14 protein-coding genes are annotated in these 13,285 nt (G+C 58.3%); 10 read left to right on the forward strand and 4 right to left on the reverse strand.

What is annotated here, in order from left to right:
* Positions 1-16: 16 nt before the first annotated feature.
* The 3 genes from H6650_03740 to H6650_03750 form a co-directional block, all read right to left on the reverse strand.
* Positions 17-1,669, reverse strand: a complete 1,653-nt coding sequence (locus H6650_03740; GenBank protein ID MCB8951106.1) for an extracellular solute-binding protein — start codon at positions 1,667-1,669, stop codon at positions 17-19.
* Positions 1,670-2,356: 687 nt separating this feature from the next.
* On the reverse strand, positions 2,357-2,746 hold the full coding sequence (gene folB / locus H6650_03745; protein MCB8951107.1) for a dihydroneopterin aldolase: 390 nt from the start codon (positions 2,744-2,746) through the stop codon (positions 2,357-2,359).
* A gap of 13 nt (positions 2,747-2,759) precedes the next feature.
* Positions 2,760-3,875, reverse strand: coding sequence for a polysaccharide deacetylase family protein (locus tag H6650_03750; protein ID MCB8951108.1), 1,116 nt, complete (start codon positions 3,873-3,875; stop codon positions 2,760-2,762).
* A gap of 712 nt (positions 3,876-4,587) precedes the next feature.
* Between H6650_03750 and H6650_03755 the strand changes: the two genes are divergently transcribed.
* The 3 genes from H6650_03755 to H6650_03765 all read left to right on the forward strand — a co-directional run bounded on the left by H6650_03755 (position 4,588) and on the right by H6650_03765 (position 6,630).
* The gene (locus tag H6650_03755) at positions 4,588-5,232 is read left to right on the forward strand and encodes a sigma-70 family RNA polymerase sigma factor (protein MCB8951109.1); all 645 of its coding nucleotides are present in this window, start codon (positions 4,588-4,590) and stop codon (positions 5,230-5,232) included.
* A gap of 113 nt (positions 5,233-5,345) precedes the next feature.
* Complete coding sequence (locus H6650_03760) at positions 5,346-6,191, forward strand: DegV family protein (protein ID MCB8951110.1); 846 nt, start codon at positions 5,346-5,348, stop codon at positions 6,189-6,191.
* Positions 6,192-6,270: 79 nt separating this feature from the next.
* On the forward strand, positions 6,271-6,630 hold the full coding sequence (locus H6650_03765) for a hypothetical protein (protein MCB8951111.1): 360 nt from the start codon (positions 6,271-6,273) through the stop codon (positions 6,628-6,630).
* A 56-nt stretch (positions 6,631-6,686) separates the two neighbouring features.
* On the opposite strand, the gene H6650_03770 is transcribed toward H6650_03765, so the two are convergent.
* Positions 6,687-6,977, reverse strand: a complete 291-nt coding sequence (locus H6650_03770; protein MCB8951112.1) for a hypothetical protein — start codon at positions 6,975-6,977, stop codon at positions 6,687-6,689.
* On the opposite strand from H6650_03770, the gene coxB reads away from it, so the two are divergent.
* The 7 genes from coxB (at position 6,967) to H6650_03805 (ending at position 13,199) form a co-directional block, all read left to right on the forward strand.
* Positions 6,967-7,989, forward strand: coding sequence for a cytochrome c oxidase subunit II (coxB, locus tag H6650_03775; protein ID MCB8951113.1), 1,023 nt, complete (start codon positions 6,967-6,969; stop codon positions 7,987-7,989). The genes H6650_03770 and coxB overlap by 11 nt on opposite strands.
* 109 nt (positions 7,990-8,098) lie before the next feature.
* Positions 8,099-9,943, forward strand: a complete 1,845-nt coding sequence (locus H6650_03780; protein MCB8951114.1) for a cbb3-type cytochrome c oxidase subunit I — start codon at positions 8,099-8,101, stop codon at positions 9,941-9,943.
* A gap of 100 nt (positions 9,944-10,043) precedes the next feature.
* Entirely contained in the window at positions 10,044-10,244 is a 201-nt protein-coding gene (locus tag H6650_03785) for a cytochrome C oxidase subunit IV family protein (GenBank protein MCB8951115.1), read from the forward strand.
* Complete coding sequence (locus tag H6650_03790; GenBank protein MCB8951116.1) at positions 10,244-10,885, forward strand: heme-copper oxidase subunit III; 642 nt, start codon at positions 10,244-10,246, stop codon at positions 10,883-10,885. The genes H6650_03785 and H6650_03790 overlap by 1 nt, the downstream gene beginning before the upstream one ends.
* A 51-nt stretch (positions 10,886-10,936) precedes the next feature.
* The gene (locus H6650_03795; protein ID MCB8951117.1) at positions 10,937-11,827 is read left to right on the forward strand and encodes a cytochrome c oxidase assembly protein; all 891 of its coding nucleotides are present in this window, start codon (positions 10,937-10,939) and stop codon (positions 11,825-11,827) included.
* A complete protein-coding gene (locus H6650_03800; protein ID MCB8951118.1) occupies positions 11,824-12,393 on the forward strand; it encodes a hypothetical protein in 570 nt (189 codons plus the stop codon). Before H6650_03795 ends, H6650_03800 begins: the two co-directional genes overlap by 4 nt.
* A gap of 26 nt (positions 12,394-12,419) precedes the next feature.
* Positions 12,420-13,199, forward strand: coding sequence for an SURF1 family protein (locus tag H6650_03805; GenBank protein MCB8951119.1), 780 nt, complete (start codon positions 12,420-12,422; stop codon positions 13,197-13,199).
* Positions 13,200-13,285 lie beyond the last annotated feature (86 nt).

A 13,285-nucleotide genomic window follows, 5' to 3' on the forward strand; every position in this document is an offset into this window, starting at 1 on the left:
TTTGCTGACCGTGGAATTACGGAGCTTCGATGGTGAGGATGTTGGTGCTGGAGTCGTACGTGAAGGTCACGGGGCCGTCGGCGCTGACGGAGAAGGTGTAGTTGTCGCCGTCTTGCTTGCCGTCGACGCCGTAGTTGAGCGCCCAACTGCCATCGAGCGCCACTTTGGCTTCGTAGTCGCCGGCGGGGACGGTGAAGGTGCCGGAGTAAGTTCCGTCACCGTTGTCGGTGAGGGCGGTGAGTTCGCAGTCGGGCTGCCAGTCACCGGGGCAGCCGGCGGCGGCCTGCCAGGAACCGGGGACGTTGACCATGCCGGCCATGGCGCCGCCGATGAGGCTGCGAATCTGGGCGGCGGCGGTGGCCAGGGCGTTATCGGGGGTGTCGTCGCCGTTGATGATCAGGGTGAAGGCGTCGCCCCAGGAACCCCAAACGGTGCCCATTTCGGGGATTGCCGGCATCGGGATGGCATTTGTTCCCGCTTCACCAAACGCGAGCAGGTCAGGATCGGTAATGGCATCAAATACGGGGAGGTAAGCGGAGGGACGATTGCCGGCATCTTCCAATGCTTGCATGACCTCGGGGGTCGCCACAAATTCCGTGAGGAACGCCTGCGCCAGCAGCACATTGTCGCTGAGGGCGTTCACCATGAAGCCCTGGACGCCCAGGAAGGGTTGCCCGTTGTCCGGGAAGTCGCTGATAGCATAAGGAATGCCAGATTCGCGGATGCGGTCCAAAGCCCAGGGGCCAGCCATCAAGAACGGCACTTCGCCGGTCTCGAACAGCACATGCGCGGTGTCCCAATCGGTGCTATCCGGCATGAAACCATCGGCCACGTTCTGGGCGATCCAGTCCGCGGCGGCCACCATACCGGGGCTGTCAACACCGAGATCGTTGGGGTTATAGTTGCCGTTGTCGTCGCGGCCAAAGATGTAGCCGCCAAAAGCGGTTTGCAGCGGGAAAGCATCGTAGGTGGTGCCTGTCAGTGCGAAGCCGTAGGTGGTCTTACCATCCGCTTGCAGTTGCGTGCCAATGGTGACGACGTCGTCCCAGGTCGCCGGTGCATCGGGGACCAGGTCACTGTTGCGGAAGAAGGCCAGGTTTTCAATGGCGTAGGGCATCCCGTAGAGAACGCCGTCGTAGGTGAAGGCGCTCAGGGACGCGGGCAAGAACTGGTCGTTCTTGGTTCCCAGGTCCATGGGAGCGAGCAAACCGCTGGCGACGAGCTGGCCGATCCAGTCGTGCGCGCCGATGATGATGTCCGGGCCTTCGCCGGCAGGGGCGGCGATCACGAACTGATCACGGATGTCGGCGACCTGTTCCACAATCAGGCCAACGCCATACTCGGCGGCGAAGGCGTCGCCCAATTCAACCAGGATGGGAGCGCGGGTGTCGTCCGCCCAAACGCGGATGGAGACTTCCGGTTCCACTGCCGGCGCTTCGGTGGGTTCTTCCATCGGCGCTTCGGTCGGTTCTTCCATTGGCGCTTCGGTCGGCTCTTCCATCGGCGCTTCGGTCGGCTCTTCCATCGGCGCTTCGGTGGGTTCGACCACGGCTTCGGTGGGTTGGGGCGCTTCGGTGGGTTCGGCTGTGCCGCCACCGCAGGCGGTCAGCGCAAGGATGCCAACCAGCAGCAGCGCGGCCAATAGGGTGAGTAACTTCTTGTTCATCATTTCTCCTCAATTTGAAATTTGGTTGTAACTACTGTTCCTCTCAGGGCTGCCTATTGAAGCCTGTCTTGCTATCGACAGGTTCGGGCAACTGGTTGAGTAGTTACCGTTGGTTTGGGTAATGAGATACAACAACATTGAGATGCCGGCATTAACTGCCCAAAAAGGTGTCGCGTGTGAGATTTTCTCGCTAATACGCTACCTCCTCGTCAACAGAATTGCACGTCGTTTGCCCGGCGTGGCATTCTGCCTGACGACCTGCCATGCCTCAAGCAAGGCGGTTAAAACGGCCAGGGGCGGTGCGGTCTCCAGCTAACCAGTGCCAGGATGCCACGAGGGGCAGGTGGGCGATGGGTGCAGGGGACGGGTGCTACTTTGGGGTCTCGTTCATTCGGAGATCTCGCCCCTATTCGGTCAGACATTTGTCGTCTCCTAATGGGCGCGTAGAGGCCGGGGTTGGCAGACGACAATGTTGGTGACTATTATGCAATTGCCGGCAGCGATTAACAAGTAAATCGTGATGACTCTTCAAATTGGTGAAGTCTGCGCCCCCCCTCCGTGGTGACAAGTAATCGCTGTTGTGCGCGCTGACCTTCTAGGTGGAAAAGTGCGGTTGGTTGTGGTGTGAAAAAGGGAAAGATACACACGAAGAATTTTGTTGCGCAAGCAATTGTTGACTTGTCAACTATATCACATTTGCGGCGACGATGTCAAGAATGATCCCCCCTTTTTGCGGCGACGGACGATCTCCACGCCGACGGCGCGCGCATGTGGCAGGGCGTCCGGTTTTTCGACGCGCACGCGCACTTTGTTCACGGGAAATTGGGTGAGGAGAATGCCGGCAATCTCTTCCGCCAGACGCTCAACCAACCGCGGGTGGCCTGCTTCTACATGGCGACGCACCTGCTCCGCCATTTCCGCGTAGTTCACCGCCGCGGTGATGTCGTCGGAGAGCGCGGCGGGGCGCGTGCTGGCATAGGCGGTGATGTTGATGATGATGTTCTGTGGCTGCTCGCGTTCTGCTGGCTCAATGCCAATCAGGCCGCGCACGCACAGGTCGGAGACGAGAATCTTGTCCATCTGGTCGCTACCGCTACTGTCCACCTTCCAACAGGTCAATGAATTCCGGCATGGTGGTGGTGTGACGCACACGCAGCCGCTTCCACTCGTATCGGTTATCGAACCCTTGCCACCATCCGCCGGCCGTCGTCACCGCGCCCCAAAAGTCAAGTTGTTCCACGATTTGCAGGACGAGGTCATCGTAGCGACCAGCAGGGTAGGCGAAGTAACGGGGGGTGTAGCCGATGTGGGCGGCAAGGGTTTCTTGCGAGCCGAGGATTTCCCAAACGAGGAAGTTCTGGTCGCGGTCGCGCAGGTCGGGGTGGGTTTTGGTGTGGGGTTCGAGGCGCATGCCGGCATTTGCCATCTCTTCCAACATCGCCCACGTCGCATACGGAGCCGCCCCCCGGTCCACATAATCTGTAATAATGAAAAACGTCGCCTTCAGTCCATACGCTTGCAGCACCGGAAACGCATTCTCGTAAATATCCACGTAACCATCATCCACCGTGATGATCACCGCCTTCTCCGGCAGCGGCTTCTTGTCCACAATTGCCAGCGACAGGTCGTATAGATCGACCGTCGTATAGCCGTTTTCCGCCAGGTAAGCCATTTGTGCCCGGAACGCCTCCGGCTCCACCGACAGATCCAGGCGATACTCATCCGCGTCTTCCGGTGGCGAGCTAATGTAATGGTACATGAGGATAGGCGCGCGCAGCGTCCAACTTATCGTGCCCACGGGCGTGGGCAGTGGCCTGGGCGTGTACGTGGCCGTGGGTAGCAGGGCCGTCAGGTCTACTGTCGGTGGCTCTTCCGTCGGCGGCGCGGCGGTAGGCGTCCACGTGTTCGTGGGGAGCCAGGTTGCCGTGGGCGTCCAGGTAGCTGTGGGCGTCGCCGTTCCCGTGCTGGTGGCCGTGGGCAGCGGCGGCAGCGTGCGCGTGGGGCGCGGCGTGTCGGAGACAACTGCCAGGGAAGCCGTTGTTGGCCCACTCGTATCTTGCGCCTCCACGGAAACAAGGTGGCCCTTGTCTTTGCCAAACATGGCCGTGAGCAAGATAATGACGCAGCCAAGCAAAAGAATGGTGCCCACGCAGCCGATGGCATCCGGGCTTGATTGTTGCGGTAAACGGGAGGAGCGCGTCCGTGTCATAAACGTAAATCCAGAGCTTGCGCCGGGTGCGCGAGACGCGCCGTTCGGCGGAGCTCGCGCCGAAACTGCGAGGGATGAAGACAGTCACAGAGTGCGCGGAAGACGCGGATTGCGGTGCTTCCGCCAACCGCTGACTATCAACTGTTTACTACCAACCGCCAACTTCTTTCGGGCGCGTGAGAAACGCGCCCTATCGCGGTGCTTTTGATGGAGAATAACTGAGGCCATGAACGTGGTCAAGTTTGCTAGTGGCATCCTTATCTACCTCTGATATACTCAATTGTCGTCTGGCGCAATAAAGACAGGTTGTCTTTGCCGCGCCGGATTAATTTTGGATAGCAATCAATCACACGCTCGCCGGTGCTGCATACTCCCTCACTGCTGCCGCGACCAACCCGTCCGTACGGGTTGGGCTTTCTTGTGGCGCATTTTCATGAAGGCGGGCGATTCCCGAAATCTGAACAGGAACCCTATACCCGGTTGGCGCGCGCCAGTCATCATTGTTGCCCAATCGCCCGCGGTGACAAAACCGCGCTGGTTTGTGGGTGGCTGTGGGAAAGCGGCCTTAATTCGCAACGAATGACAGCGTGACGTGTTTTTTACTGTAACACGTCCACGCCACATCTGGTCTGAAGGCAGTGGAGATAGCCAGCGGCTTCTTGCCGGCCTCGTTGTCTCTGATCTCTTCACACCAACTGCAATGGATATTGGCATGGATGAATCAGCCTTGATAGCCCGTGCGAAAGTTGACAGAGAGGCATTCGGTCAACTCTACGAAATCTACGTAGACCGCATCTACAATTATGTCTACTATCGCACGGGGAGCGTGGCCGACGCCGAAGACCTGACGGCGCGCGTTTTTGAGCGAGCGATGCAGCATATTGGTAATTACCAGGATAAGGGTGTGCCCTTTTCCGCCTGGCTTTATCGAATTGCCCACAACATGGTTGCGAACTGGCACCGTGACCGCAGTCGTCGCCAGATTTTCTCGCTGGAGGATTTTGCGCAGTGGCAGGCGAATGAGGACGGGCCGGAATTCAAGGCGGAACGGGTGGCGGAGCGGGAAGTGCTGTTGGCGGCGGTGCGCCGTTTGCCGGCAGAACGACAGGAATTACTGTTGTTGAAATTTCTGGAACAGCTTCCTAACGCGGAAATTGGCGAGATCATGGGGCGCAGCGAGGGGGCCATCAAGTCCCTCTATCATCGCACGCTGCTGGCCCTACGAGATGATCTACAGCAGCAGCCGCAAGGCGCTGAGGCGAGCACGAAGTGGTATTCCCTGGCTGATCGTCTGTGGCGTAAAGAAAAGACGCCTGTTTTTTCTGGCGAAGATGGTCCAATCTCCACAGAGCGTTAGTGGTTACGATGTGTTTGGTGATGACGGATGCGGTGGAAAAATCGAAAGTTCACTGTGTGTGAATCCTTTGATCTGAAGATGATGGTTGTGTATAGCTAGTGAGAGGAAGGCACATGAGAATCGTAATGGATGACGCTGGCGACATTCCGGCGGAACTGGTCGCAAAGCACAAGATTGTTGTAGTTCCCGTGAATATTCATTTTGGCACGGAGGAATTTTTGTCGGGGGTGGAGATGGATTTGCCGGCATTCTACCGCAAAGTGGAAACCGTCAGCAGCGCCAACTTCCCCAAAACCTCCCAACCCAACCCGTATCAATTTAGCGAAGCGTACCGCGCGATCCTGGCCGAAGGTGACAACGAAATCCTCGTCATCACCGTCAGCGAGAAACTAAGCAAAACCTACGCTTCGGCCATCGCCGCCGCCAATGAACTCGGCGACGAGGCCACCGTTCACGTCTTCGACTCCATGTCCGGCTCCATTGGGCAGGGCTTCATGGCGCTGGAAGCGGCGCGCATGAGCGAGGCGGGGGCCAGCTACGCGGACATCCTCAAACGGCTGGAATACATGCGCGAAAAGCAGGCGATTGCTTTTCTTATTCACAGCCTGGAATTTGCCGTGAAGGGGGGCCGCGTCAGCGCGCTGCGCTCCACCATGGCCTCGCTGCTGAACATCAAGCCCGTGATGCAGTTGAAGCAGGGCGAGATTGTGGAGGCGGGGAAAGTGCGCACGCACAAGAAGGCGATGCAGTTCATGATTGACTTCGTGAAGAGCCAGGTTGGCGACCAGCCCGTGAAACTCGCCTACATTCATGCGAACACGGCGGAGGGCGCGGCGGCGTTGCAGGCGCTGGCCGGTCCCGCTTTCAATTCTACGGAAGAGTTGACGGTGGACCTGTGCGTGGCGGTGGCGATTAACCTGGGACCGGGCACGTTGGGATTGGTGGCTATTCCTGAATAGGTGTTTTTGGCGCGCGTCGGACGGATGGCGCGTTGGCGGTGACATGCAACCATAGAGTCGCGCGGCGACAGGGGGTAAGATGGTGCGGGAATTGGAAGAACTCCTGGCTGCACATGTGGATGATTTGAACCGGGGCGTGGACACGACGGAGCATCTGGTTTTGCGATATGCGGCGTCATTTCCTGATTTGCCGGCATTGCTGCAACTCAGCCGTCTTTTGAAGAAGACGCTTGTTCCCGTGGAGCCGCGCACCCTATTCATACAGCAGCTCAAGCAGGAACTGCTGCAATACCCTCCTGCCGATCCTGCTGCCGCGCCGACCACGAACCGCTTGGTCATGGTGGGCGCTGCCGTTGGTTCACTGCTCTCTCTCACCGGCGTGGTGTTGCTGTGGCGCTTGCTGGCCCGTCGCACCGCCCCGGTCCCTTCTTCTTTATAGCGCGGCGTAGCTGAAAAATGCCGGCATCGACTCTGGAAGATGCCGGCAACACCCCATTAGTTGGCGTGAACCAGGGCGGAGACACCCATCCGCGCCGGTTCACGTTTTTGTTTGCCCATTTGCCGCGCACTGCGCTTGTGATAAAATGCACATTGCGTTACCGTCGCATTGCCTTCCGACCGTGGTGCCTGATAGGCAAAAAACTGCACATCGGCAACTGACATATGTCTTATGTCAGTGCCACCCAATGTCCCCAACCATTTCTCAAACAGCAACCACATCGGGTATAATGCCCGCTGTTTGTTGTGAAAGTCGGTAAACAGCCAGGACAAATCTATGAACCACAAGAAACATCTTGCTATAGCCTCTTTTCTAGTCCCTGTCGTTAGTGTGCTCACCTACTTTGTTTTGAGTGCTATTTACCAACTCCCCCCGGAGGACAGCGCCCAGGCGGTTGTCATTGACCAGTTATTCCGCGGCCATTTCATCCTTATTTCCTTCCTCTTTGCGCTCGTCGTAGTCTTTATGGGATACAGCCTGGTGGTGTTCCGCCGCCGTCCCGGCGACGACACGGATGGCGAATACATCCACGGCAGCAACTCCCTGGAAGTAGCCTGGACGGTTATCCCCCTCTTCCTGGTGGTCGGATTTGGCGTCTGGGGTTGGAATGTGCTTGACGAAGTGACAGCCCAACACCCGAACGAAATCGTCGTGGAGGTATATGGGCAGAAGTGGCAGTGGCAGTTCCACTATCCCGAACTGGGCGAATACGCCAATACTCCCGACCTGGTGGTTCCCGTCAATACACCCATCCGCCTGGAAATGGAGTCGCGCGATGTGTTGCATTCCTTCTGGGTTCCTGAATTTCGCGTAAAGAAGGACTTGATGCCGGGGCGCAAAACCGTCCTGCGCATCACGCCCACCGTGGCCGGAACCTACAAGGTGCGCTGCGCCGAGATTTGTGGTCAGCGCCACGCCTATATGCTGGCGGATGTGCGCGTCCTCTCGGCGGAGGATTATGCCAGTTGGCGGAGCGATATATTGGCGGTTGCCAGCCTGCCACCGGCGGAGCAAGGACAGCGCTTGTGGGAAAACAACTGCGCCTCGTGCCACAGCGTGGATGGTAGCACCGTGGTCGGTCCGACCTGGCAAGGCATCTATGGCGAACCGGTTGAACTTGCCGATGGTACGACGGTGACGGTGGATGATGCCTACATTAAACAATCGATTTACGATCCAAATTCACAGATTGTGGCCGGGTTCCAACCCAACCTGATGCCGCAGAATTATCAGAGCACCCTGTCTGATCAGGACGTTGCCAACATCATCGAGTTTATTAAGACATTGACGCCGCCATAAAGCGTTCAGCAGTTAATGGCCGCGCGCAGGTTGTTCTCCCGCGTGGCGCACTGCGTCCATGACTCGTCGTGAAGGAGAGTAGGGTATGAGAAATGTGCTTAGATTGGGACTGATTCGCGGAATCGCGGGGCAGGTTGTAGGTACGCTGCTAGGCATGGCTCTGGTTGCCGGCATTCGCAGCGCCGCGGGGATGCCGGCAGATTTTGAGGCCGCGCTCGTCATTGGAGCCATCATTGGCGTCCTCACCTTTTTGCTGGCCTGTGGCGTTCTCAACGACTGGATCCGTTGGATCATGGGGCGCAAAACCCCCATGCGTCATGGTCCCCCCGAACACGCGCCCGTCTGGACCCGCTATTTTAGCGTTGATTACAATCACAAAGTCATTGGCATTCAATATGGGGTCACGGGCGTTATTGTGTTGCTTGTGGGCGGCTTGTTGGCGATTATCTTCCGCCTGGAGCTTTCCTATCCGGGGATGCAGTTCTTGCAATTGGATACCTACAACACCCTGTTCAGTGCGCACGGCATCATCATGATCGCCAGTATTTTGCTGGGCGTCGGGGCGATGGTCAACTACCTGGTTCCCTTGATGATCGGCGCGTCGGACATGGCTTTCCCGCGTCTGAATGCCTTTAGCTACTGGGTGGGCGTGCCGGCAGCTTTGTTGCTGATTGCCGGCATTTTCATTGGCGGCTGGGACACAGGTTGGGTCGCCTACCCCCCGCACAGCACCACCACCCCCAACATCGGCGTCTCCCTCTTCTTGCTTGGCTTCTGGATCAACGGCTTCTCTTCCATCGCCGGAGCCATCAACGTCCTCGTCACCGTCGCCACCATGCGCGCGCCGGGGATGAGTCTGTTCAAAATGCCCATCTTTGTCTGGGGGGCCATTTCCGCCGCGCTCATTCAATTCTCCGTGACCCAAACCGTTGGCCTGGCCCTCCTCATGGTAATCACCCAGCGCCTCATGGGGTTAGGCTTCTTCGATCCGGCGGCGCCTGCCGGCATTCCCGGCGGCAACCCCCTCCTCTACCAGCACCTTTTCTGGTTCTACTCCCACCCCGTCGTCTACCTGTTCGTCCTGCCCGGCCTCGGCGTCATCAGCGAACTACTGCCCGTCTTCACGCGCAAGCCGCTCTTTGGCTACAAAGCCATCGCCCTCGCCAGCCTGGGCATCGCCTTCGTCGGCTTCCTCGTGTGGGCGCACCACATGTTCGTCTCCGGCATGAGCGACTCCTTGCAGCGCGTCTTCATGGTCTCCACCATGTTCGTCGCCGTCCCCACCGGCGTCAAGTTCTTCAGTTGGATCGGAACGGTCTGGGGAGGGAAAATGATCTTCCCCACCCCCATGCTCTTCGTCCTCGGCGCGATCTCCGTCTTCCTCATCGGCGGCCTCACCGGCCCTATTTTGGCGACCGTCCCCACCGACATGCACCTGCACGACAGCTACTGGGTCGTGGGGCACTTCCACGCCACCATGTTTGGCGGGTTCGTTTTCCCCTTCTTCGCCGCCCTCTACTATTGGTATCCAAAGATAACGGGGCGCATGTACAATGAGAAATTGGGCAAACTACACTTCTATTTGATGACGCCAGGGTTCTGGTTGATGAGTCTGGGCCAGATGCGCATGGGCTTGATGGGTATGCGCCGCCGTATCGCTGATTACGATCCCGCATTGGGCATTACATTCACGCAAACGCTCGTCACCTTTTCCGCTCTGATTATCGCCTGGTCAGTCTTGATCATGGTGTATAACCTCGTCGTCAGCGCCCGCCGCCAGGAAGTCGCCGCGCCAAATCCGTGGGGTTCCCGCTCCCCCGAGTGGCAGACGCCCACGCCCATTCCCGAACTGAACTACGACACCCCCATTGAGGTCGTCGGCGAACCCTATGACTACGGCTTGCCCGGTTCCGTTTACGTCAAAACCAGTACGGTTCCCGCCGCCGGAGATTAGGTCCGATCCGCTGAGCGTATTCGCCGAATCGCGTGGCTGGCGCGCCATCTCCGCAGATCGTTCGCCAGCTACCAACCTACTTTTTCTTGAGGACATGATTGTGGAACTAAAAAAGGTCGCATATCGCCAGGGAATATACGTACTCATTGCGTTGGCTGCCTTGACGATTCTGGAATTTGTCGTTAGCAGTGCCACGGATGGTTCTGCTTCCTTGCTGTTCATTATTGCCCTGCTCAAGACGGGCCTGATCGTGAACTATTTCATGCACATATATCGCCTGTGGCGTGAGGAGAGTCACTAATGAACGTTGCCGTCTCACACGAACATGCCGCCCACGACCATCACGAGGTCCCTTATGCCGTGGCGCTGCGGGCCAATCGCCTGGGGCTGTGGCTCTTCTGTTTTTCGGAACTGTTCCTGTTTGGCGCGCTGCTGGCGGCGCGGTTTGCTCTCTGGGGCAATACACGCCCCGCGCTGTCGCAAGGGTTAGGCTTTATCACCACGTCGGTGCTGCTGCTCAGCAGTTTCTTTATGGCGCGCGCCGAAACCGCCATCAGCCACGATGATCGCCCCACTTTTTTGCGTAGTCTGATGATGACGGTGGTTCTGGGGCTGATCTTTTTCGTTGGCGTTGTCGTGATGGAATGGAACGTGTTTGGCCTGGAAGCGAATCTGTTCGGCCTGGAGTTGTTTGGGCATTTGAAGGTCACGGACGGGGCGTTTGGGGCGATTTTCTATGGTATGACGGGCATACACGCGATTCACGTCCTCAGTGGTATCATTCTGATCCTGATCGTTTGGAATAATGGTCGTCGTGGGCATTTCAATGCGGAACAGCATTGGGGTGTGGAAGCCTGCGCCGTGTACTGGCACTACGTTGATGTTGTCTGGGTGTTTTTCTACCCGGCGCTCTACCTGATAGGCCGCGCCATTCACTTTTAGAGCTGTTCTGTTTGCGGCAAGCCCATTGGGTTGTTGCCAATGTTGAGTAATATGAGTCCTATTGGCAGCGCGCTGCTCCGCTCCTGGGGGTGGCGTGCTGACGTCCTTCTGGTCCTTTTGCTGGCCGGATTGTTTTATACACGGGGGTGGTGGCAGCTAAGGCAAAAGCGACATTTTCTGGCAAATGGATGGCGGCTGGCGTCCTATCTGCTGGGCCTGGTTGTGGTTGGCGTGGCCTTGATGTCGCCAATCGATGTGCTGGGCGAGCAGTTGTTTTTGTTCCACATGCTGCAGCATTTGCTGTTGATGATGGTCGCGCCGCCGCTGTTGTGGTTGGGGGAGCCGTTTCCGGTGGGGGTTTGGGGAATGCCGGCATTCACCCGCCCCCTCATCATCCGCGCATTCAACAAAAATTCCCGCTTCCGCGCCCTCCTGCAACAACTCGCCTCTCCGGGGATCGTCTGGATACTGTACGTCGCCGTCCTCTGGGGCTGGCATGATCCCCACGCCTACGACGCCGCACTGCGGCTAAACTGGGTCCATGACCTGGAACATCTCAGCTTCTTTGGCGCGTCCATGCTCTATTGGTGGCGATTGACCGGCGCGGCTCCCATCTTGGGCCGTCGCCTCTCCACCCTGGCCCGCGTCATTCTTGCTATTGCCGCCGTGCCGCCGAACATGATTGCCGGCATTTTCATCGCCTTTTCCGAATCCATCATCTACACCCATTACCTTTCCGTCCCCCGCTTGTTTGGCCTCTCTCCCCTCTACGACCAACAGCTTGGCGGCCAGCTCATGTGGGTTCCCGGCAGCATGATGTACGTCATCGCCGCGCTCGTCCTTGTCTTCCGCTTGCTGCAACAAGAAGAGCGCAGCTCCCATCCCCCGCGGTGGCAGCCGCCTTCCGCGCTCGCTGCGCCGGGCCTCAAGGGAAAATCATGAAACGCCCGACCCGCTTCCTGGCTTTGCTGCTCATCCTGTTGGGCAGCAAAATAGCCCACGCGCATGGCGGTGGCGCGCTGCAACTTTCCAACGCCCCCGCCGGTCCCTACCTCGTCTCTGTCTGGACGCAGACGGATGTGCTGCGCGTTGGGCGTTTGCACGTGACGGTGGCGGTTTCCCAGCCCGCCGCTGACGACCCCACGCAGGCTGGGGAGCCGGTGTTGGATGCGTCGGTGCGGGTGGTGGCAATGCCGGCATCTGGTGGACCGGCCATCGCAAGTGAAGCGACAACAGGCGTCTCGCTGAACAAACTGTACTATGAAACGGATTTTGATCTGCCCGCGGCAGGTGTCTGGCAGTTTCGTTTTGAGGTGGAAGGCCCGGCAGGTAGTGGCATGGCTACCTTTGCCGCGGACGTGCTGCCCGCCGCGAATGTCGGCTGGCCTGTTTTCGCGGCAGTTGCCGTGGTTTTGGCGCTGGCTGCCTGGCTGGCGCAAAGCCGCGCCCGTGCGGGCGGTCGAACCCGTTCCGCGCCCCGGCGTCCTGGTCAGGCGGGACATAGCTGACCGGCTACGCATGACTCGGTGAGGTCATGAAACGTGCTCTTTTTTCGCTATCGCCTCTGTTGAGTCGTCGCTGGTGGTGGACGACATTATTGGTCATTGCCGGCATAATCCTGCTGGCGTGGTTGGGTTTCTGGCAGCTTGACCGCCTGGAGCAACGCCGCGCCGACAACGTGCTGATTGAGGCGCAACTGAGCGCGCCGCCGTTGGACCTGAACACCACGCCACCCACGGAAGCGGAACATGGCGCGCGCTACCGCGAAGTGGTTGTGACGGGGACGTTGGACATTTCGCGGCAGGTGTTTCTGGTGCAGCAGCGTTATAACGAACGTCTCGGTCAACATTTGATCGCGCCTCTGCAAATTGCCGGCACAAACCAGGCCGTCCTCATTGATCGCGGTTGGATTCCCGGCGGCGACGACAACAGTCCCGAATGGCCTGATTTCCCCGTTTCTGGCGAAGTTGTCATCAAAGGATTCATCCAGCCAACCGAAACCCTTTCTGGACAACGAGACGCTTCTTTACCTTCCCCCGATAATCCGCAAAAAGAGTGGTTCCGCGTGGATGTTGAGGCCATCCAGGCCCAGGTTCCCTACGCCTTGCTCCCCTTCTACATCCTACAAGCCCCCGAAACCAACAATAATCTGGTCATCGAGGACCTTCCATATCGCATTGCCCCGGAGATTGATCTCTCGGATGGTCCTCACCTCAGCTATGCCCTGCAATGGTTCACCTTTTCCCTCATGCTGGGCTTCGGCTACATCTACTTTGTTAACAAAGAATCCGCCGCGGGACCGCGCAAGCATTAAAAAGCGGCAGATAACGTTTACCTACACCTGTCAGATTTGCTTAAGAGGCAGCCCTGTCAACAAAACCTGGCAGGTCTTGCTCAAGT

This window comes from Ardenticatenales bacterium, from assembly GCA_020634515.1.
In the GTDB taxonomy this organism is placed as follows: Bacteria; Chloroflexota; Anaerolineae; order Promineifilales; family Promineifilaceae; genus JAGVTM01.

Coding starts and splice junctions, on each gene's coding strand:
- H6650_03740 (MCB8951106.1), bottom strand. CDS start 1,669: ATGATGAACAAGAAGTTACTCACCCTATTGGCCGCGCTGCTGCTGGTT.
- folB (MCB8951107.1), bottom strand. CDS start 2,746: ATGGACAAGATTCTCGTCTCCGACCTGTGCGTGCGCGGCCTGATTGGC.
- H6650_03750 (MCB8951108.1), bottom strand. CDS start 3,875: ATGACACGGACGCGCTCCTCCCGTTTACCGCAACAATCAAGCCCGGAT.
- H6650_03755 (MCB8951109.1), top strand. CDS start 4,588: ATGGATGAATCAGCCTTGATAGCCCGTGCGAAAGTTGACAGAGAGGCA.
- H6650_03760 (MCB8951110.1), top strand. CDS start 5,346: ATGAGAATCGTAATGGATGACGCTGGCGACATTCCGGCGGAACTGGTC.
- H6650_03765 (MCB8951111.1), top strand. CDS start 6,271: ATGGTGCGGGAATTGGAAGAACTCCTGGCTGCACATGTGGATGATTTG.
- coxB (MCB8951113.1), top strand. CDS start 6,967: ATGAACCACAAGAAACATCTTGCTATAGCCTCTTTTCTAGTCCCTGTC.
- H6650_03790 (MCB8951116.1), top strand. CDS start 10,244: ATGAACGTTGCCGTCTCACACGAACATGCCGCCCACGACCATCACGAG.
- H6650_03795 (MCB8951117.1), top strand. CDS start 10,937: ATGAGTCCTATTGGCAGCGCGCTGCTCCGCTCCTGGGGGTGGCGTGCT.
- H6650_03800 (MCB8951118.1), top strand. CDS start 11,824: ATGAAACGCCCGACCCGCTTCCTGGCTTTGCTGCTCATCCTGTTGGGC.
- H6650_03805 (MCB8951119.1), top strand. CDS start 12,420: ATGAAACGTGCTCTTTTTTCGCTATCGCCTCTGTTGAGTCGTCGCTGG.